The organism is Leucobacter tardus, from assembly GCF_017583045.1.
Lineage (GTDB): Bacteria > Actinomycetota > Actinomycetes > Actinomycetales > Microbacteriaceae > Leucobacter > Leucobacter tardus.
Genome location: NZ_JAGFBF010000005.1, coordinates 311059 through 332468, shown reverse-complemented (window position 1 = coordinate 332468; position 21410 = coordinate 311059). Strand labels below are relative to the sequence as shown.

At 67.3% G+C, this 21410-nt stretch carries 15 protein-coding genes; 13 read left to right on the top strand and 2 right to left on the bottom strand.

Annotated elements, in window-relative coordinates:
- Genes J4H85_RS08615 through J4H85_RS08600 form a run of 4 tightly spaced genes read left to right on the top strand, consistent with a single transcriptional unit; the run spans nt 1 to nt 3573 of the window.
- Nucleotides 1-963, top strand: coding sequence for a metal ABC transporter substrate-binding protein (locus tag J4H85_RS08615; RefSeq protein WP_307863556.1), 963 nt, complete (start codon nt 1-3; stop codon nt 961-963).
- The gene (locus J4H85_RS08610) at nt 960-1724 is read left to right on the top strand and encodes a metal ABC transporter ATP-binding protein (protein WP_307863554.1); all 765 of its coding nucleotides are present in this window, start codon (nt 960-962) and stop codon (nt 1722-1724) included. The genes J4H85_RS08615 and J4H85_RS08610 overlap by 4 nt, the downstream gene beginning before the upstream one ends.
- Entirely contained in the window at nt 1721-2656 is a 936-nt protein-coding gene (locus tag J4H85_RS08605) for a metal ABC transporter permease (RefSeq protein WP_208238743.1), read from the top strand. The genes J4H85_RS08610 and J4H85_RS08605 overlap by 4 nt, the downstream gene beginning before the upstream one ends.
- Nucleotides 2653-3573: a metal ABC transporter permease gene (locus tag J4H85_RS08600; protein ID WP_208238742.1), complete on the top strand. Its 921-nt coding sequence runs from the start codon at nt 2653-2655 to the stop codon at nt 3571-3573. Before J4H85_RS08605 ends, J4H85_RS08600 begins: the two co-directional genes overlap by 4 nt.
- Here the strand turns inward: J4H85_RS08600 and J4H85_RS08595 are convergent.
- Nucleotides 3567-3764 (bottom strand): hypothetical protein, encoded by a 198-nt coding sequence (locus J4H85_RS08595; protein ID WP_208238741.1) that lies wholly within the window; start codon nt 3762-3764, stop codon nt 3567-3569. The two genes, J4H85_RS08600 and J4H85_RS08595, sit on opposite strands and share 7 nt — an antisense overlap.
- Before the next feature lie 344 nt (nt 3765-4108).
- On the opposite strand from J4H85_RS08595, the gene ileS reads away from it, so the two are divergent.
- The 6 genes from ileS (at nt 4109) to uvrB (ending at nt 13241) form a co-directional block, all read left to right on the top strand.
- On the top strand, nt 4109-7504 hold the full coding sequence (ileS, locus tag J4H85_RS08590; protein ID WP_208238740.1) for an isoleucine--tRNA ligase: 3396 nt from the start codon (nt 4109-4111) through the stop codon (nt 7502-7504).
- A complete protein-coding gene (locus J4H85_RS08585; protein WP_243893593.1) occupies nt 7501-8871 on the top strand; it encodes a bifunctional folylpolyglutamate synthase/dihydrofolate synthase in 1371 nt (456 codons plus the stop codon). Before ileS ends, J4H85_RS08585 begins: the two co-directional genes overlap by 4 nt.
- A complete protein-coding gene (locus J4H85_RS08580; protein ID WP_208238739.1) occupies nt 8871-9335 on the top strand; it encodes a DUF4233 domain-containing protein in 465 nt (154 codons plus the stop codon). The genes J4H85_RS08585 and J4H85_RS08580 overlap by 1 nt, the downstream gene beginning before the upstream one ends.
- A gap of 38 nt (nt 9336-9373) precedes the next feature.
- Nucleotides 9374-9802, top strand: coding sequence for a nucleoside-diphosphate kinase (ndk, locus tag J4H85_RS08575; protein WP_208238737.1), 429 nt, complete (start codon nt 9374-9376; stop codon nt 9800-9802).
- An 88-nt stretch (nt 9803-9890) separates the two neighbouring features.
- Nucleotides 9891-11024, top strand: coding sequence for a winged helix-turn-helix domain-containing protein (locus J4H85_RS08570; protein ID WP_208238735.1), 1134 nt, complete (start codon nt 9891-9893; stop codon nt 11022-11024).
- 132 nt (nt 11025-11156) lie between these two features.
- On the top strand, nt 11157-13241 hold the full coding sequence (gene uvrB, locus J4H85_RS08565; RefSeq protein WP_208238733.1) for an excinuclease ABC subunit UvrB: 2085 nt from the start codon (nt 11157-11159) through the stop codon (nt 13239-13241).
- A 6-nt stretch (nt 13242-13247) separates the two neighbouring features.
- Here the strand turns inward: uvrB and J4H85_RS08560 are convergent, their stop codons facing one another.
- Nucleotides 13248-15575, bottom strand: a complete 2328-nt coding sequence (locus J4H85_RS08560) for a molybdopterin-dependent oxidoreductase (RefSeq protein WP_208238731.1) — start codon at nt 15573-15575, stop codon at nt 13248-13250.
- 81 nt (nt 15576-15656) lie between these two features.
- On the opposite strand from J4H85_RS08560, the gene uvrA reads away from it, so the two are divergent.
- Genes uvrA through rapZ form a run of 3 tightly spaced genes read left to right on the top strand, consistent with a single transcriptional unit; the run spans nt 15657 to nt 21395 of the window.
- Nucleotides 15657-18587, top strand: a complete 2931-nt coding sequence (gene uvrA / locus J4H85_RS08555; protein WP_208238729.1) for an excinuclease ABC subunit UvrA — start codon at nt 15657-15659, stop codon at nt 18585-18587.
- Between the two features lie 7 nt (nt 18588-18594).
- Nucleotides 18595-20523 (top strand): excinuclease ABC subunit UvrC, encoded by a 1929-nt coding sequence (gene uvrC / locus J4H85_RS08550; RefSeq protein WP_208240340.1) that lies wholly within the window; start codon nt 18595-18597, stop codon nt 20521-20523.
- The gene (rapZ, locus tag J4H85_RS08545; RefSeq protein WP_208238727.1) at nt 20520-21395 is read left to right on the top strand and encodes an RNase adapter RapZ; all 876 of its coding nucleotides are present in this window, start codon (nt 20520-20522) and stop codon (nt 21393-21395) included. Before uvrC ends, rapZ begins: the two co-directional genes overlap by 4 nt.
- Nucleotides 21396-21410 lie beyond the last annotated feature (15 nt).

The following is a 21410-nucleotide window of genomic DNA, read 5'->3' as shown; positions in this document are numbered from 1 at the left end:
GTGATTCGTTCTCGTCCGTTCGTCCGCCGTGCCGCAGCGGCGATCCCGATCGCTATTGCCCTCGCGGCCACCGGCTGCACGGACGGCGGCTCGGTCGCTCCGGAGGGCGGCCCGCTCCGGGTCTACGCCACCACCGGATACCTGGCGGACGCTGTGGCCAACATCGCCCCTGAAGCGACGGTTACGACGATGGTGGGCCCCGGGGGAGACCCGCACACCTATCAACCCTCCACGCGAGACATCACGACGATGCAGGAGGCCGATCTCGTCCTCTGGAACGGATTGCATCTCGAGGCGCAGATGATCGACCAGCTCGCGAGCCTCGGGGACCGCCAGCTCGCCGTCGGGGAGGAGGTTCCCGAAACGCTCCTGCTCTCCTGGCCCGAAACCGATGACGCGGGCAACCCGCTCTTCGATCCGCACATCTGGAACAGCCCCGAGGCGTGGAAGGTCGCCGTCGCCGCCGTGACCGACAAGCTCATCGCGATCGATCCCGACCAGGCCGCCGCATACGTCGAGCGCTCGAAAGCCTACGTGGCGGAGATCGATGCCACGGCCACCGAGGCGCACGCGCTGCTCGCGAGCGTGCCCGAGCCGCGCATGCTCGTCACCGGTCACGACGCGTTCAACTACTTCGGTGAGGAGTTCGACCTCGACGTGCACGCCACCGACTTCGTCTCCACCGACGCCGTGATGAGCGCCGAGCAGATCAGCGAGCTCGGCGCACTCATCGCGGCGCACCGCGTGCCGGTGATCTTCCAGGACAATCAGGCGAATCCCCAGGCGGTGACGAGTCTGCGTGAAGCCGTCGCCTCGCGGGGGTGGGATGTCGAGATCTCTGATGACGCGCTCTACGCCGACTCGCTCGGCGCCGAACCGGGAGTCGACACCTATCTCGGCGTGTTCGCGCACAACGCGCGCACGGTGGCCGCAGCACTCGACGTGGCGGAGGACGCATCGTGAACGCGCCGGCGCCGGCGTGCCGCGCTGAACGGTTGAGCGTTGCGTACCGGTCGGAACCGGTGCTGCGGAACGTCGATCTCGCCGTTCCCACGGGCGTCGTGATGGGCATCGTGGGCCCGAACGGAGCCGGCAAGTCGACACTGATCAAGGCGATGCTCGGACTGGTCGCTCCGCTCACGGGACGGTCGGAGTTCTTCGGCGCACCGCTGCGACGAGTCCGTCAACGCGTGGGGTACATGCCGCAGTCGACGTCGGTCGACTGGGACTTCCCGACCACGGTGCTCGATGTCGCGATGATGGGCACCTACGGCCGGCTCGGTTGGATCCGCCGACCGGGCGCGGCTGAACGCGCCCGCGCCGGTGAGGCGCTCGAGCAGACCGGCATCGCCGACCTCGCGGTCCGTCAGATCGGCGAGCTGTCGGGCGGACAGCGCCAGCGCGTCTTCCTCGCCCGGGCGCTCGCCCAGGACCCGGACCTCTTCTTCATGGACGAGCCCTTTCAGGGCGTCGACGCGAAGAGCCAGGGCGCGATCGTCAGCGTGCTGCACCGTCTCCGCGAGGCGGGGAAGACGGTGGTGATCGTGCACCACGACCTCGCCACCGTCCGGGAGTACTGCGACCACGTGACGCTCCTAAACGGCCGCGTCATCGCCTCGGGGCCGGTCGACGAGGTCTTCACGACCGAACTCATCCGCGCGACCTACGACCTCGGTGCGGATGACCCGGGAGCGGCGGGCCGGGACGGGGTGTCGCGGCGATGACTCCCGTCGAGTTCTTCGCGAACCACACCTTCCGAATGGTGTTCTTCGGTACGACCGTGATCGGCCTGGTCGCCGGGGCTCTCGGCGCATTCGCCTACCTGCGGAAGCAATCGTTGATCAGCGACGTGATCTCGCACGCGGCGCTGCCCGGTACGCTGCTCGCGTTCCTCGCGGGAGTGGCGGTGCTCGGCATCGACGGGAGGAACATGATCGCTCTCGTCATCGGAGCGGTCCTCATCGGCACCGGAGCGGTACTCGCGGCGAACGGCGTCTCGCGGCGGTCCAAGATTCGTATCGACACGGCGATGGCGATCGCGCTCACCGCGACCTTCGGTGCCGGCATGCTTCTCCTCCGCGTCATCGCCAACGGCACGTTTCCGGGCAAGGGCGGCATCCAGGACTATCTCTTCGGGAACGCATCGGTGATCACGCTCGCAGATCTCGTCACGAGCATCACCATCGGGGCGATCGCGCTCGCGCTCATGCTGGTGTTCTGGAAGGAGTTCGCGATCGGCACCTTCGACCCCGGCCACGCGGCGGTGCTGGGTTTCCGGCAGCGCACCGTCGACGCGCTGCTCTTCACCACCATCGTGATCGCGACGGTCATCGGCGTGAAAGCGGTCGGCTTGGTGTTGATGGTCGCCTTCGTCGTCACGCCTCCGGCCGCAGCCAGGCAATGGACGCGCACGCTCGGAGGGACGGTCGCTCTCTCGGGAGCGTTCGGTGCAGTGGGCAGCGGAGTCGGGGCGTATCTCTCGATCCAGTGGGGCGGGGTTCCGACCGGTCCGCTCATCGTGCTCACACTCTTCGCGATGCTCCTGGTGTCGCTGCTCGGGGCACCGCGTCGCAGTCTCATCGCTCGCGGCGTGGCCCGGCGTCGTGCGCGAGCGGTGCTCCGGCGCGAACTGCTGTCGGAAGGAGCCGCGGGATGAGCTTTCTGGTCGGCACCGTCCTGCTCGCCGTGGTCACCGCAGTGGCCTGCGCCCTACCGGGCGTGTTCGTCGTCCTCAGGCGCAATTCGATGCTCGTCGATGCGATCAGCCACGCGGTGCTCCCCGGCATCGTCGTCGGGTACTTCTTCACCCGGTCGTTCGACTCGCCGCTGCTCATCGTCGGGGCGGCGCTCGCCGGGCTGGTCGTCGTACTCGGCAGCGAGTGGCTGACCCGTACCGGCCTCATCACCGGTGACGCTCCGCAGGGTCTCGTCTTTCCGGCACTCTTCAGTGTCGGTGTGATCCTCGTGACCACGAATTTCGCCAACATCCATCTCGATGTGCACGCCGTCCTCGTCGGAGACCTCAACCTGGCGGCGTTCACGCCGATCCTGGTGCAAGGGGTCTCGATCGGGCCGGCATACCTCTACGTCATGCTCGGAGTACTCGCACTCAACAGCCTGTTCATCGCCTGCTGCTACCCGAGACTGAAGCTCGTCACGTTCGACCCCGAGTTCGCCAGTACGATCGGCGTATCGCGCGGGAGCTGGGGGATCGCCTTCATGTTCCTGGTCTCCGTCACCGTGACCGCCGCGTTCAACGCCGCGGGAGCGATTCTGGTGGTGGCGCTGGTCGTCATCCCGGCGGCGACCGCGTATCTCGTGAGTTCGCGACTCTCCGTGATGATCGGGCTCACCGTTGCGTTCGCTGCCGGGGGCGCACTCGTCGGATTCTGGCTCGCATACGTTGCGAACGCCGCGACGAGCGCGGGCATGGCCGTCCTGTACGGGCTCATGTTCGCGGTGGCGTTCACGGCCACGCGATGGACCGGGGGTGCGCGGCGGCGCCGTGCCAGGGCCGCGGCTCACCTCCGGTCCGCCGATCGAGCGGGGGCTTCTGGCCCCGCGACTCAGTGATCGCGCAGGTCGTCCTTCAGTTCGTTCCGCTTCTGGACCGAATCGCGTTCGGCCTCCGCCCGCTTCACCTCGGCCTCGGCACGAGCCTCATCGGCCTTGTCCTGCAGCTTGTCCACGCCATCCTCCACGGCACGACCGACCTTCTTGGCCGCAGCGCTCGCCGTCTCCTTGGCGTCGTCGATGAATCCCACAGTGCACGTCCTCTCGTCGCGTTTCAATCGGTGTGCTTACTGTAGCGCCGGAGGACGCTCGAGGTGTGGAGATTCTGCTGTGATCTCGCCGGGCGGCGACGCGCGGTCCGACGTGTAGAATCGACGCAGCGACGATGATCCACGATCACTGGGGAGTCCCCGGAAGAACCGCGCCCGCTTCGGCGAGCGCCCAGTAGAACCGGGCGGGTCGGCCCGTCACAGCCGGAAATGAGTGGCCTCCCTCCCGGGGGGAGGCAAGCGGGGTGGTACCGCGGGACCTGCGACTGCGCAGGGCTCGTCCCGGCGATCCGATGTGCACGCAGAACGATCAGGATCAGGACCCCATGGCGTACCCCCAGCAGCAGACCCCCGCTTCGCAGCCGTCCTCGACGGACGCCGGCGCCGCATTCGGCATCACCGCGTCGCCGCGGTTTCCGGAGATCGAGCAGGGCGTGCTCGATTTCTGGCGCGAAGACGACACGTTCCGCGAGTCGATTCGCCGGCGCGAAGGCGCGGAGGAGTGGGTTTTTAACGACGGTCCGCCGTTCGCCAACGGTCTGCCCCACTACGGACACCTGCTCACCGGGTACGCCAAGGACGTCTTCCCTCGATTCCAGACGATGCGCGGTAAGAAGGTGGAGCGCCGGTTCGGCTGGGACACGCATGGTCTCCCCGCCGAGCTCGAAGCGATGAAGCAGCTCGGGATCACCGAGAAGAGCGAGATCGAGTCGATGGGCGTCGCGGCGTTCAACGCCAAAGCGCGCGAGTCGGTCCTGCAGTACACCCGCGAGTGGGAGGAGTATGTCACCCGGCAGGCACGCTGGGTCGACTTCGCGCACGACTATAAGACGCTCGATCTCAGCTACATGGAGAGCGTGATCTGGGCGTTCAAACGGCTCTACGATCAGGGTCTGGCATACGAGGGGCAACGGATCCTCCCGTACTGCTGGCGGGACGAGACGCCGCTCTCGAACCACGAGCTCCGTATGGACGACGACGTGTACCAGATGCGTCAGGATCCGTCGGTGACGGTCACGTTCCCCCTCGTCGGCGACCGCGCCGCCGAGCTCGACCTCACGGAAGTCCGCGCCCTCGCGTGGACGACGACTCCGTGGACGCTGCCGACCAACGCCGCACTGGCAGTCGGCCCAGGGATCGCGTACGCGATCGTGCCGGCAGGACCGGAAGGTGCGAGCGACGGCGGCACTGCGGGAGAGACGCGCTACCTCCTCGCAGCCGACCTCCTCGGCGGCTATGCGAAGGACCTCGGGTACGCGTCGGCCGACGACGCGCAGCAGGCGGTCGCGCAGACGGTCGCGGGCGCCGATCTCGCCGAGGTCGAGTACACCCGCCTCTTCGACTACTTCGCAGACGCGGAGCAGTGGGGGACCGAGCACTACTGGCGGATCCTCGTCGACGACTACGTGACCACCACCGACGGCACGGGCATCGTCCATCAGTCGCCCGCCTACGGCGAGGATGACCACAGGATCACCACCGCCGCTGGCATGCCCACGATCCTGAGCGTGGATGACGGCGGGCGGTTCATCTCGGCGGTCACCGACGTCGCTGGTGAGCTCTGGATGGACGCGAACCTTCCCCTCATCCGCCTCCTGCGCGGATCGCAGCGCATGCTGCGCGAGCAGAGCTACGTGCACTCGTACCCGCACTGCTGGCGCTGCCGCAATCCCCTCATCTACCGCGCCGTGTCCAGCTGGTTCGTGCGCGTCACGGACATCAAGGAGCGTATGCTCGAGACCAACGAGCAGATCACCTGGGTCCCTGGGAACGTGAAGCACGGGCAGTTCGGCAAATGGCTGGAGGGCGCGCGCGACTGGTCGATCAGCCGCAACCGCTACTGGGGCAGTCCGATTCCCGTGTGGAAGAGTGACGACCCCGAGCACCCGCGCATCGACGTCTACGGCTCCGTGGAAGAACTCGAACGCGATTTCGGCCGGCTGCCCCGCAACGCCGGAGGCGAGGTCGATCTGCACCGGCCCTACATCGATGAGCTGACCCGTCCGAATCCCGACGATCCGACCGGACGGTCGACGATGCGACGCATCGAGGACGTGCTCGATGTCTGGTTCGACTCGGGCTCGATGCCGTTCGCACAGGTGCACTATCCGTTCGAGAACCAGGACTGGTTCGAGACGCACCAGCCGGCCGACTTCATCGTCGAGTACATCGGTCAGACGCGCGGGTGGTTCTACGTACAGCATGTGCTTGCAACCGCGCTGTTCGATCGTCCGGCGTTCACCAACGTCATCAGTCACGGCATCGTGCTCGGTTCCGACGGCAACAAGATGTCGAAGTCGCTGCGGAACTACCCCGATGTGAACGAGGTGTTCGATCGAGACGGATCGGACGCGATGCGCTGGTTCCTCATGGCATCGCCCGTGGTGCGGGGCGGCAACCTCGTCGTCACGGAGGAGGGGATCCGGGAGGGTGTCAGGCAGTTCCTGCTGCCGCTCTGGAACACCTGGTACTTCTTCAGCCTGTACGCCAACGCCGATGGTGCGGATGCACGATGGCGCACCGACTCCGCCCACCCCCTCGACCGTTACATCCTCGCCAAGACCGGCGCCCTCGTCCACGAGGTCGAAACCCATCTCGAGGGACTCGACACGACGTCCGCGGCCGAGTCGTTGCGCGGATATGCCGAAGTCCTGACCAACTGGTACGTGCGGCGCTCCCGGGATCGCTTCTGGGAGGGCACGTCCGGTGAGAACGGCAAGCCGGCGCACGCCGACGCCTTCGACACCCTGTACACCGTCCTCGAGACGGTGTCCCGAGTCGCCGCGCCGCTCGCGCCGCTCACCGCCGAGGCGCTCTGGCGCGGCCTGACGGGTGAACGCTCGGTCCACCTCACCGACTGGCCCGACGCGGCCGCCTTCCCGGAGGACCTCGCGCTGGTCGACGCGATGGACGAGATCCGCCAGGTCACGTCGCAGGCGCTCGCGCTCCGCAAGGCGCGCCGGTTGCGCGTGCGCCTTCCGCTCGCACAGCTCACCGTCGTCACGGCGCAGCCCGACGCGCTCGAATCGTTCGCCTCGATGCTGCAGGACGAACTCAATGTGAAGCACGTGCGTTTCGCTCAGCAGACCGAGTCGAGCGCCGCGGAGCACGGCATCGTGCAGACGCTGGCGGTGAACGCGCGAGCCGCCGGACCGCGTCTCGGCAAGCAGGTGCAGGTCGCCATCGCCGGCGCGAAGTCGGGAGACTGGTCCGAGCAGGACGGCGTCGTCGTCGCGGGCGGCATCGCCCTCGAACCCCACGAATACGAGCTCACGCTGCAGACCGCCGGCCGTGCTGAGGAGAACGCCGCGCTCGCGCTCCTGCCGGGAGGCGGCTTCGTGATCCTGGATACCGAGACCACGCCCGAACTCGCGGCTGAAGGAATCGCCCGCGACGCGATCCGTGCGGTGCAGGAGGCCAGAAAGAATGCCGGACTCGAGGTCACCGATCGCATCGTGCTGGCCCTCAACGCGGCGTCCGAGCACGCGCCGGCGCTCGAGACGCACGCCGATCTGATCGCCGCGGAGACTCTCGCGGTGGCCTTCGCGGTGCGCGCGACCGAGGATCTCGAAGCCGTGCACGCCGCGCCCGACCACGGCCTCGATGGCCAGGTGTTCTTCAGCACCGCCGAGGCGCTGGGGGCTGCGAAAGCGCCGCTTGCGATCACCATCGACGCCGAGGGTGCGCGTCTCAGCGCCCGCGCAGGGGAGGGGAGCGCATGAGTCCGCTCGAGATGAACGGTTCCACGGCGGCGTCGCCCGCACGCGCGGTGTACGAGGAGCTGCTGCTCCGCGTCGGCGAGGCGCACCCGAGACCGCGGATCGAACCGGTGCGGCGACTCGCCGAACTCGCCGGTTCGCCGCAGCTGTCGTTCCCGGTCGTGCAGATCGCCGGGACGAATGGCAAAACCTCGACGAGCCGAGCGATCGAGTCTCTGCTGCGCGCGCACGGACTGCGCACCGGACTGTTCACGAGCCCGCATCTCATCGACTTCACCGAGCGTTTTCAGATCGACGGAGAGCCAGTAGACGGCAGCGCGCTGGCCGAGGCCTGGAGCGATCTGCGTCTCCCGCTCGAAGTCGTCGACCGTGAACTCGCCGAGGCGAGCCTGGGGCCCATCACCTTCTTCGAGGCGCTCGCTGTGCTCGCCTATGCGGTGTTCTCCGATGCACCGGTCGAGGTCGCCGTCATCGAGGTCGGCATGGGCGGAGAGTGGGACGCCACCAACATCGCGGATGCAGCGGTCGCCGTCTTCACCCCGGTGGGTCTCGACCATACCGACGTGCTCGGTCCCGACATCGCGACGATCTCGCGGACGAAGTCCGGCATCGTCAAGTCGGGAAGTGCCGTCGTTTCCGCCGCTCAGGATCAGTCGGCTCTCCCCGCCATCCTGGCCGCCGCCGAGCGTGTCGGGACCACCGCACGCGTCGCTGAACGCGACTTCGCGCTCGTCGAGGACCGACTCGCGGTCGGCGGCAGGCAGATCCAGGTGCGCGGCACCACCGGCCATACGTACGATCCCGCGTTCGTCCCGCTGTTCGGACACCACCAGGCCGAGAACATCGCCCTGGCCATGGCGGCGGTCGAGCTCTTCCTCGGCGGGGAGCGGCCGATTCCCGAGGAAGTCCTCGACGAGGGCCTCGGACAGCTCACGACGCCCGGACGATTCCAGCTCATCAGCAGCGACCCGGTCGTCTATGTCGACGCGGCCCACAACCCTCACGGTGCTGCCGCCTTCGTGCGGACCGTCGAGGAGTCCTTCCAGTTCGACGAGATCGCTCTCGTCGTCGGTGTGCTGGGGGAGAAGGACGCGGGCGGTGTGCTCGCGGCACTCGCACCCGTCGCCCACGAGGTCTTCGTGACCGCGGTGGATTCGCCGCGCTCGCTCACGGTTGCCGATCTGCAGCACCTCGCGGAGGAGTCGATCCCGGCCACGCCCGTTCACGTCGCCGCCGGGCTCCCGGATGCGCTGGAACGCGCGCGCGCCTGGGCCAGCGGCGCCGCGGGACGAGCGGTCTTCGTCGTGGGGTCGGTGCTGCTGGCCGGTGAGGCCATCGCGCACGCTCGAGCCGAGAAGTGGAACACCTGATGCCGGAGGAAGAGCCCGAACTGGAATTGTCTCCGTCGGAGCGCATGGCCCACAACTCGGCCATGCGCATCTCCGGCGCCGCCGCGGGTCGGCATCGCACGCAGCACGCCCTCGCCTCGATCGTGCTCGGCTTCGAACTCATCATCGTCGTGCTCATCGGGCTCGCGATGTTCGGGCTGAGCGTGCTCGAACCGCGAGAACTCGGTCTGATCATCGGCGGCGGACTCGCGATCCTCATCATCCTGGGGCTGGTGCTGATGCGGCGTCAGCGCGCCGGCATCATCGTCGGGTGGGTCGTGCACGCGCTGATGCTGGCGACGGGCATCGTGCTGCCGATGGCGCTCATCGTCGGGGTGCTCTTCACCGCGCTCTGGATCTTCTGCATGGTGAAGGGGGCGCGGATCGATCGCGACCGTACCGCGTGGATGGCGCGGTTCGAAACGGGTGCGGCGGCCGGTGAGTAGACTGGAATGCGTATCTGACCCCTGCAGAAGGAGCGCAATTGTCCGCTGATGCGACGACTGAAGAGACCCTCATCCTGGTGAAGCCCGATGGGGTCGAACGCGGCCTCACCGGCGAGATCCTCCGCCGTATCGAGGCGAAGGGCTATCGTCTCGTCGATGTCCGCCTCGTGCGGGCCGACCGCGCGCTGCTCGCCGCGCACTACGCGGAGCACGAGGGCAAGCCGTTCTTCGAGCCCCTCGTCGACTTCATGATGTCCGGCCCCACCGTCGCCGTTCGGGCCACCGGCCACCGCGTGATCGAGGGCTTCCGCTCGCTCGCGGGAACCACGGACCCGACGACCGCGGCACCCGGAACCATTCGTGGCGACCTCGGACGGGACTGGGGGCTCAAGGTGCAGCAGAACCTCGTGCACGGATCGGACTCGGTCGAATCGGCGGCGCGCGAACTCGGCCTCTGGTTCGCCTGAGCGTTCGAAGCGCCTGGAGGGGCGGGTGCCTGATCGGTTGACGGGCACCCGCCCCTTCCCTGTCTGAGGCACCCGCTAGCGTGGATGCATGCCCACACCGACTCGTGTTTCGCTGAGCGCCGCCGAGGCACGCCGTATCGCGCTCGCGGCGCAGGGGTTCACCAACGCTCCCCGCTTGCGGAAGCGCCGGCCGTTCGACGCTGCGCTCGAGTCCCTGCACGTCCTGCAGATCGACTCGGTGAACGTCTTCGCACGCAGCCACCACCTTCCGGTCTTCTCGCGGCACGGCGCGTACGCACCCGCCGCACTGGATGCTCATCTCTGGGAGACCGGGCAGTTCACCGAGTACTGGGCGCATGAGGCCGCGTTCATTCCCATCGGGGATCGGCCGCTGTTCGGGTGGCGCATGGACGAGTATCTGGAACGGCACCGGCGAACCGGACGAACGTCCGAACTCGGCCCCGAGCTCGAGCGCGTGCGTGCTCACCTGCGCGTAGAGGGACCGCAGCTGGTGCGCGAGCTCGAGAACGGACCGTCGGGCACCCGAGGGCCGTGGTGGGATTGGAGCCGCACGAAGCGCGCCGTCGAGATACTCTTCGCGACCGGTGAAGTCGTCGTGGCGGGACGACAGTCGTTTCAGCGCCGCTACGCGCTCGCGGAGCACGCGTTGCCCGAGACGGCACTGCAGCGCGTCCCGAAGGCTGAGGCGCAGCGGAAACTCGTGGAGCGAGCCGGACGCTCCCTCGGCGTCGGCACGCTCGCCGATCTCGCGGACTACCACCGCCTGAAGATCGGGGATGCGCGGAACGCGGTCCCTGCGCTCGAGGAATCGGGAGCGCTCGTCCCGGTAACGGTGCAGGGATGGGTGGACGGGCGAGGGGATCCCGAGCCGGCCTGGATGCATCGCGACGCCAGGATTCCCGGACGCCTCGCCCCGGACGCGCTGGTCACGCCCTTCGACCCGGTGGTCTGGTTCCGACCGCGCGCCGAGCGCATGTTCGATTTCCACTACCGCATCGAGATCTACACGCCGAAGGAGCGGCGGATCTACGGGTACTACTGCCTCCCGTTGATGGTCTCCGGGCGTCTCGCGGGACGCATCGATCTGAAGGCCGACCGACAGAACCGCGAGCTCCTGGTGCAGGCGGCGTGGCAGGAACCCGGTGCGCCGGCTCGCGCCCCCGAGACCGCGGTGGCGCTGCTCGCGAGCGCAGCCGCCTGACAGGGGCTCGAACGCGTGCGCTGGACGGGCGTGGGCAACCTCCCGCTGCCCGGGCTCGCGATCGGTTGAGTCGCGGCATCGCGCCCCGTCTCGGCCACGCGAATGTCAGACCCCCGGAGTAGGCTCGACACCATGGAACCGACCCGCAGCGTGCGCCCCTTCGAAGTGGTCTCCGAATACGAGCCGAGCGGCGATCAGCCGGCCGCGATCGAGGAGCTCGCCAAGCGCGTGAACGCGGGTGAGACCGATATCGTGCTGCTCGGGGCGACCGGCACAGGCAAGTCGGCGACGACGGCGTGGCTCATCGAGGCGATTCAGCGCCCGACGCTGATCCTCGCCCACAACAAGACGCTCGCCGCCCAGCTCGCGAGCGAGTTCCGCCAGTTGATGCCGCACAACTCCGTCGAGTACTTCGTGAGCTACTACGACTACTACCAGCCCGAAGCGTACGTGCCGCAGACGGACACGTTCATCGAGAAGGACTCCTCGGTGAACGCCGAGGTCGAGCGCCTGCGCCACTCCACGACGAATGCGTTGCTCAGCCGCCGAGACGTCATCGTGGTGTCGACGGTGTCCTGCATCTACGGACTCGGCAAGCCCGAAGAGTACTACGAGGCCATGGTGCCGCTGGTCGTGGGCGACCGCATCGACCGTGATGTGCTGCTCAGACGGTTCGTGGACATGCAGTACCAGCGCAACGACATCGAATTCGTGCGCGGCAACTTCCGCGTCCGCGGCGACACCGTCGAGATCATTCCGATGTATGAGGAACTCGCGGTGCGCATCGAGTTCTTCGGCGACGAGATCGAATCCCTGTACTACCTGCACCCGCTCACCGGTGAGGCGATCAAGCAGGTCGATACGGTGTCGGTCTTCCCGGGGTCGCACTACGTCGCGAGCCGGCAGGTGATGAATCGGGCCATGGGCAGCATCGGCGAAGAACTCGACCGGCGTCTCACCGAGCTGAAACGGGAGAACAAGCTCGTCGAAGAGCAGCGTCTGCGCATGCGCACCACGTTCGATCTCGAGATGATGGAGCAGATCGGATTCTGCTCAGGCATCGAGAACTACTCGCGCCACATCGACGGCCGTGCCCCGGGCGAGGCTCCGCACTGCCTCCTCGACTACTTTCCGGACGACTTCGTCGTCGTCATCGACGAGTCCCACGTCACCGTGCCGCAGATCGGAGCGATGTACGAAGGGGACGCCTCGCGCAAGCGCACACTCGTCGATCACGGATTCCGCCTGCCCAGCGCGCTCGACAACCGTCCGCTGAAGTTCAGCGAGTTCACCGAACGCGTCGGCCAGACGGTGTATCTCTCGGCGACCCCGGGCACCTACGAGCTCGACCGCGCGGACGGCGTGGTGGAGCAGATCATCCGTCCGACCGGCCTCATCGACCCCGAGATCGTCGTGAAGCCGAGCAAGGGGCAGATCGACGACCTGCTCGAAGAGGTCAGGGCGCGCGCGGAGCGCGACGAGCGCGTGCTCGTCACCACGCTCACGAAGAAGATGGCCGAGCAGCTGACCACGTTTATGGAGGAAGCCGGCGTCCGGGTGCGCTACCTGCACTCCGACGTCGACACGCTGAAGCGCGTCGAACTCCTCACCGAACTGCGCGCAGGCGTCTACGACGTGCTCGTCGGCATCAACCTGTTGCGCGAGGGCCTCGACCTGCCCGAGGTCTCGCTCGTCTCAATCCTCGACGCCGATAAAGAGGGGTTCCTCCGATCCTCGACGTCGCTCATCCAGACGATCGGACGAGCGGCGCGCAACGTCTCGGGTCAGGTCCACATGTACGCGGACACCATCACCCGATCCATGCGAGAAGCGATCGACGAGACGAATCGTCGTCGTGAGATCCAGGTCGCGTACAACACGGAGCACGGCATCGACCCGACTCCGCTGCGCAAGAAGATCGGTGACATCACCGAGATGCTCGCCCGCGAGGCCGCCGACACCGACGAGGTGCTCGAGTCGCGCGGCAAGTCCGGTCAGAAGGGGTCGTCGCAGCGCACGAAGGGCAAGGCCTCGCAGCGCAGCGGCGCGATCGCCGAGGAAGGCGCAACGCAGCTCGAAGCGCTCGTCGCCGACCTCACCAGCCAGATGCTCGCAGCATCGGAAGAGCTCAAATTCGAGCTTGCGGCACGCCTCCGCGATGAGGTCGCGGACCTGAAGCGCGAATTGCGCAGCATGGATGCGGCCGGGCACCGGTAACGACGGTCACGACGCACCCCGCGGCACCCGACTGGTCACGGTGACCGGTCCGGTCGTCGAGTCGACGCCCTCGACCTCGACGAGCGCCGTCTGCGCGGACGACCCCTGTCCGAGCCTCGAGGTCCCCCGATCGCGGGTGAGGACATTCGGGTTGCCGTGCACCTCCAGCGGACGATCGGCGCCGTCGTCGGAGGTCGACGCCTCGTACCAGGCCCCGGTCGAGAGTTGCACGACGCCCGGCCGCACATCGGTGCTCAGCACCGCGCCGGCCAGGCAGCTCCCACGATCGTTGCTGAGCTTCACGACGTCCCCATCGGAAATGCCGCGGAGTGCAGCATCCTCCGGGTTCATGCGGCAGGGCTCGCGCCCCGATACCTTCGCCGACCGCGCCGGTGCCGCCATGTCGAGCTGACTGTGCAGACGGTGCGCCGGTTGATTGGTGATGAGATGGAGCGGGTGCCGGTCCGCCTGCGCAGCGCCGAGCCATTCCTCCGGCTCCATCCACGACGGGTGTCCGAGGCAGTCGTCATAGCCGAAGCCGTCGACAACGGCTGAGAAGAGCTCGATCCTGCCCGAGGGCGTGCGGAGCGGGTGCCGCTCCGGATCACGGCGGAACTCCTCGAGCAGCACGAAGCTGGTCGGCTCGATCTCGACCGAACCGCGCGCCCAGAACTCGTCGAAGGCCGGCAGGGCGATGCCCTGAGTCGCTGCGTCAGCGCGCGAGGTCTCGTACAGGTGAGCGATCCACTCCATCTCGGTCCTGCCCTCGGTGAACGCCTCCCGGACGCCGAGCCGGTCGGCGAGAAACGCGAAGATATCGGAGTCGTGACGGGACTCATGCAGCGGTGCGACCGCCTGCCGCATCGCGACGATCGCGGTGTCCTGCGAGGCGGCGCCGATATCGTTGCGTTCGAGTGTGGTGGTCGCCGGGAGCACGATGTCGGCGTGGCGCGCAGTCGCCGTCCACCACGGTTCATGGACCACGACCGTCTCCGGTCGCCGCCACCCCCGGATCAACCGGTTCAGATCTTGATGGTGGTGGAACGGGTTGCCGCCCGCCCAGTACACCAGTCTGATGTCGGGGTACTCCCTCCGCTGCCCGTTGAAGTCGTACGAACTCCCCGGATGGAGGAGCATGTCGGTGAGTCGGGCGGCGGGTATCGCCGTCTGAACCGGATTCGTGCCGACCGGCATCCGCGGCGCGGCGAACGGGTACCTCGGCTGCCCGGTGGTACCCGTGGATCCGTACGCGAACCCGAAGCCGCCGCCCGGCAGTCCCACCTGACCGAGCGCGGCCGCCAGGGCAATCGCGGCCCAGTAGGTCTGCTCGCCGTGATCGGCGCGCTGCAGCGACCAGCTCACGGAGACCAGTGTGCGCCGGGCCGCCATCCGGCGCGCGAGATCGCGGATCGTCCCTCCGGGCAGACCCGTGATCGCCGCAGCCCAGTCCGCGTCTTTCGGGATGCCATCGTCCGCGCCCCGCAGGTATGACGCGAAGCGGTCCCACCCGACGCAGTACCGCTCGACGAAGACCCCATCAAACAGGCCCTCGTCGATGAGCGTGTGCGTGAGCGCGAGCATGAGGGCGGTATCCGTGCCCGGGCGGGGGGCGAGCCACTCCGCGCGCGCTTCGGGGGGCGCATCGTCGCGCAACGGGGATACGGAGACGACATCGGTCCCGCTGCGCACGATCCTGGACACCCAGTCGCGCGCCGTGTGCTGCGTCATGCCTCCCGATTCGAGCTGGGTGTTCTTGAGCGGCAGTCCGCCGAAGAGCACCCACAGTTCCGTTTCGCGTTCGATGACGTCCCAGCTCGTGGTCCTCCCGGCAGCCATCGCCGCCGATCCGACGACGTGCGGCAGGATCGCGGCGGCCGCGCCGAAGCTGTAGTTGCCGACCTGATCGGTGTGTCCGCCGATGACGTTCAGAAAACGGTGCAGCTGTGTGCGCGCATGATGAAACCTCCCCGCGCTCGACCAGCCGTACGAGCCCCCGAAGATCGCGGCGTTCCCGTGGTCGCGGCGGACGCGCTCGAGCTCTTCGGCGACGAGGTCGAGCGCTTCATCCCACGACACCTCGACGAACGCCTCGCGGCCGCGCCGCTCCGTCCCCGGATCGTCGCCCGCGCGCCGTGCCCGCAGCCAGCTCTCACGCACCGCAGGTCGCTTCACCCGGATCGACGCGTGGAGCCCATCGGGAATTCCGTGCACCACGGGCGACGGATCGGGATCGGGGGAGTAGGGTTCCACACCGACGACGGAACCATCCTCGACGATGGCTTCGAATCGGCCCCAGTGGGAGCTGTGGGAAACTCTGTTCGCGGGTGAACCCATGCCTTCAGGCTAGCCGACCGCCCGAGCGAGCTCTTCGGACATATATTCGACTTCCCATCTCGGCTCGCGTAGAATGCACTGGTGACTTCGCAGACTCCCGCACCCGTCCGCTCGTCCGCCGCTCACGCTCACATCAGCGTGCAGGGCGCCCGCGTCCACAACCTTCGCAACCTCGATCTGGATATCCCGCGCGACTCGATGGTCGTGTTCACCGGTCTGTCCGGAAGCGGGAAGTCGAGTCTCGCGTTCGACACCATCTTCGCCGAGGGGCAGCGACGGTATGTCGAGAGTCTGAGCGCCTATGCTCGGCAGTTCCTCGGTCAAGTGGACCGACCCGATGTCGACTTCATCGAGGGGCTCAGCCCTGCGGTGTCGATCGATCAGAAGTCGACGAACCGCAATCCGCGCTCCACGGTGGGCACGATCACCGAGATCTACGACTACATGCGACTGCTGTGGGCGCGCATCGGTGTGCCGCACTGCGCCATCTGCGGAGAACGCATCGCCTCGCAGACGGTGCAGCAGATCGCCGACCAGCTCATCGAGCTTCCCGAGCGCACCCGCTTCCAGGTCCTGGCGCCGGTCGTTTCGCAGAAGAAGGGCGAGTTCGTCGACCTCTTCCAGGATCTCGCGGCCAGTGGCTACTCTCGCGCGGTGGTCGACGGCGAGATGGTGCAGCTCTCCGACCCTCCGAAGCTGAAGAAGCAGATCAAGCACGATATCTCGGTCGTGGTCGATCGACTCGTGGCGGACCCGGCCGGACTCGGGCGCCTGACCGACTCCTTGGAGACGGCGCTCAAGCTCGCGAGCGGTGTCGTGCTCATCGACTTCGTCGACCGCGAGACCGACGCGGACGATCGGCAGCAGCTGTTCTCGGAGCATTTGTCGTGCCCGAATCAGCACCCCGTGCAACTCACCGAGATCGAGCCCCGCACGTTCTCGTTCAACGCACCGTTCGGAGCGTGCGCGACGTGCTCCGGACTCGGAACCAGCATGCAGGTGGACGAGGACCTCGTGCTCGGCGATCCTGAACTCTCGCTCACGGAGGGCGTGATCGTGCCGTGGACGAGCCAGGGGAGGAGCCTCTACCAGTATTACGAACGGCTCCTCACCGGCCTCGCGAAAGATCTGGACTTCTCACTCGACACCCCCTGGGGTGCACTCCCCGAGAGCGTCCGCGAAGCGGTACTGTACGGCAACGACTTCTCGGTCAACGTCCGCTGGAAGAACCGGTTCGGTCGCGAGGTGAAGTACACCTCGGGATTCGAAGGGGTCATCCCGTTCATCGAGCGGCAGTACGCCGAAGCCGAGTCCGACAACAAGCGGGATCGGTGGTCCGAGTTCCTCCGCGAGGTGCCCTGCCACGCCTGCCACGGACAGCGGCTGAAGCCCGAAGTCCTGGCGGTGACGGTGGATGGCGAGTCGATCGCCGGCGTCACCGAGTACAGCCTCACCGACGCGCAGGCGTTCTTCGACCGGGTCGAGCTCACGGAGCGCGAGGCCCGGATCGCGGCGCAGGTGCTGCGCGAGATCCGACTCCGGTTCGAGTTCCTGATCGAAGTCGGGCTCGGGTACCTCACCCTGGCGCGCGCGGCGGGAACGCTCTCGGGCGGGGAGGCGCAGCGAATCCGGCTCGCGACCCAGATCGGATCCGGACTCACCGGAGTGCTGTACGTGCTCGACGAGCCCAGCATCGGACTCCATCAGCGTGACAATCGTCGTCTCATCGAGACGCTGCTGAAACTGCGCGACCTCGGCAACACCTTGATCGTGGTGGAGCATGACGAGGAGACGATCGAGTCGGCCGACTGGATCGTCGACATCGGGCCGGGAGCCGGTGTCGAAGGCGGGACGGTGGTCCACTCCGGCGAGTACGCGAGCCTGCTCGAGAACCGCGAGTCGATGACGGCCGATTACTTGGCCGGACGACGCGAGATCGAGACGCCGAAGCGCCGTCGCAAGCGGGAGAAGGGCCGGGAGCTCAAGGTCGTCGGTGCGCGATCCAACAATCTGCAAGGCGTCGATGCGACGTTCCCCCTCGGTGTCATGACTGCCGTCACCGGCGTGAGCGGTTCGGGCAAGTCCACGCTGGTGAACGACATCCTGTACCGGGTGCTGGCGAACCGCTTGAACGGTGCCCGTATGGTCCCGGGCAAGCACACGCGCGTGACCGGCCTCGAGCACCTCGACAAGGTGGTGCACGTGGATCAGGCGCCGATCGGTCGTACGCCGCGGTCGAATCCCGCGACGTACACGGGCGTCTTCGACAAGATCCGCACCCTCTTCGCCGAGACCCAGGAGGCGAAGACCCGCGGCTACTTGCCGGGACGCTTCAGCTTCAACGTCAAGGGCGGCAGGTGCGAGGCCTGCGCGGGTGACGGCACGCTGAAGATCGAGATGAACTTCCTGCCCGATGTGTACGTGGCCTGCGAGGTGTGCGGCGGGAAGCGATACAACCGCGAGACGCTGCAGGTGCGCTACAAGGGGAAGAACATCTCCGAGGTCCTCGAGATGCCGATCGCCGAAGCCGAGCAGTTCTTCGAGCCCATCTCCAGCATCCATCGGTACATGAAGACCCTCGTCGACGTCGGACTCGGGTATGTCCGACTCGGTCAGAGCGCGACGACGCTCTCGGGAGGCGAAGCGCAGCGCGTGAAGCTCGCGACCGAGCTTCAGCGCCGCTCGAACGGTCGCAGCATCTACGTGCTCGACGAGCCCACCACGGGACTGCACTTCGAAGACGTCCGCAAGCTCCTCCTGGTGCTGAACGGTCTGGTCGACAAGGGCAACACCGTGATCACCATCGAGCACAATCTCGATGTGATCCGGAGCGCCGACTGGGTGATCGACCTCGGACCCGAAGGCGGTTCGGGTGGTGGCACGATCCTGGCGACGGGAACTCCCGAACAGGTGGCCAAGCTGCCGGAGAGCCACACCGGCAGGTTCCTCGCCGAGGTGCTGAACGGTCACGCTGCGAAGTCACGAGCGGCTGCCGAGCTGAAGTCGGCGTGACGCCATGATGGCGGCCACCGACCATCGCGCATCGTTCCGACCCGCGGCGGGCGAGATTCCGACGAGCCCAGGCGTCTACCGGTTCTCGGACCGCCACGGCCGCGTGCTTTACATCGGCAAGGCGAAGAACCTGCGTGGGCGACTCTCGAACTACTTCCAGCCGATGCACGCGCTCATGCCGCGTACGCAGCGGATGTTGACGCTCGCGGCACGCGTCGACTGGACGGTCGTCGCCACCGACACCGAGTCGCTCGTCCTCGAGCACACGTGGATCACCGAGTACAAGCCGCCCTTCAACGTGCAGTTCAAGGACGACAAGTCGTACCCGTACCTCGCGGTCACGTTGAAGGATGAGGCCCCCCGGCTCATCATCACCCGGAACGAGAAGATCCGGGGCGCGCGGTACTTCGGTCCGTATCCCAAGGTCTGGGCGCTCCGTGAGACCTCGTCGCTCCTCCAGCAGGCGTTCCCGATCCGGACCTGCAAGGAGAGCGACTACCGTCGCGCGATGGACACCGGGCGCCCGTGCCTCGCAGGTCAGATCGGTCGGTGCCACGGGCCGTGCTCGCAGTTGGTCACCGTCGAGGAGCATCGGGCCAGGGTCGTCGAGCTGGTGTCGTTCCTCGCGGGGAACGACACCTCGCACCTGCGATGGCTGCAGCGCGAGATGCGGGATGCGGCGGCGGAGCAGCGCTACGAGGACGCGGCGCGTCTCCGGGACCAGGTGCAGGCCGTCGAGCACGTCATGGAGAAGAATGCGATCGTGCTCGGTCACGACGTCTCACTCGATGTGTTCGGCCTCCGCGCCGACGAGCTCTCGGCCGCCGCCCACCAGTTCATCATTCGCGGCGGTCGCATCAGGGGTGAGCGCAGCTGGATCGTGGATGTCGAACTCGACGACTCCCCGAGCACCCTGCTCGAGCAGGTCCTGCAGTCGGCGTACGAGGAGACTGACCCGCCGCCCCAGATCCTCCTGCCGCAGATTCCTGAGAACAGTGCACCGTTGGAAGAAGCACTGAGCGAGAAGCGACCGCGTCGCGGACGGGTGCAGCTGCGCGTCCCCGAACGCGGCGACAAGGCGCAGCTCATGGATCGTGCGGTGCGGAACGCGGGGGAGCACCTGCTCAGGCACAAGTTGAAGCGCGCGGCCGACCTGACCGCACGCACCGATGCTCTGGCCGAGCTGCAGAGCGCCCTCGGCATGGAGGAGGCACCGCTGCGCATCGAGTGCATCGACGTCTCCCACCTGCAGGGCACCGGTGTCGTGGCATCGCTCGTCGTGTTCGAGGACGGCCTGCCCGCGAAGGGCGCGTATCGGAAGTATCGCGTCGAGAACACCAGGGACGACACCGAGTCCATTCACCAGGTGGTCAGCCGACGTGCCGCGCAGTTGAACCAGATCGCCGCGTCCGGAGAGCAACCGTCAGGCGTCTACCGCGATCGACCGCAGCTCCTCATCGTCGACGGTGGAGCCCCGCAGGTACAGGCCGCGGCCCGCGCCCTCGCCGAAGCGGGGATCACCGATGTCGCGCTCTGTGGTGTCGCGAAGCGTCTTGAGGAGATCTGGATGCCCGACGACGCATTCCCGCTCATTCTGCCGCGCACGAGCGAGGCGCTCTTCCTCGTGCAGCGTATTCGCGACGAGGCCCACCGTTTCGCGATCACCTTCCAGCGCCAACGACGAAGCACGTCCATCTCGACGCAGCTCAGCGATGTGCCCGGGCTGGGCCCGAAACGCGTGCAGGCCCTCCTGAAGCACTTCGGATCCGTGAAACGCCTGAAAGCCGCCTCGGTGCCGGAACTCGCGACGGTCGCGGGACTCGGGCCCCGTCTTGCCGAGCAGGTGCACGGGTTCCTGCGTGGAGGAGAGGAGGCGACTCAGGGTAAACTGGACCCGGAGCCGGACACGACGCACGAGGGAGGGCCGAGCCAGTGAGCGAACGCACGCCTGAGCAAGAGATCCTCATCGTCACCGGCATGTCGGGCGCCGGGCGGAGCACCGTGGCGAACGTTCTCGAAGATCTCGGCTGGTACGTCGTCGACAACTTGCCGCTCGCAATGGTGAAGACGCTCGCCGATATGGCCGACCGCTCCGGCGGAGCGCTCCCGCGCATCGCCGCCGTCGTCGACGTGCGCGGTCGCGACCTGTTCGCCGACATCCAGGAGACGGTGCGCGACCTCAGGCAGCATGCCACTGTGCGGGTCGTGTTCCTCGATGCCACTGACGACATTCTCGTGCGGCGCTACGAAGCGGTGCGACGCCCCCACCCGCTGCAGGGTGAGGAATCGCTGCTCGACGGCATCAGGCTCGAGCGCGAGCGGCTGCAAGAACTCCGCGCGTCGAGCGATGTCGTCATCGATACGTCGCGGTACAACGTTCACGACCTGTCCACTGCGACGCGGGACCTCTTCAGCGACGAAGATACCCCCGGTCTGCAGCTCTCGGTCATGAGCTTCGGGTTCAAGTACGGTGCTCCGACCGACGTCGACCTCATGGCGGACATTCGATTCTTGCCGAACCCGTTCTGGGAGCCCGACCTGCGGCCGCTCACCGGCGTCGATGCCGAAGTGAAGGATTATGTGCTCAGCCGCGAAGGCGCCGCCGAGTTCCTCGACCACTATGTGGCAGCACTCACTCCAGTGCTCGCCGGCTTCCAGCGCGAGAACAAGCGTCTCGCCTCGCTCGCAGTGGGCTGTACGGGCGGCAAGCACCGCTCCGTCGCCATGGCTCGCGAGCTTGCCGATCGGTTGGCCGGCCTTCCCGGAGTCAGCGTGAACCTGCGGCACCGCGACCTCGGTCGCGAGTAGTGCCGCACGCCGTTC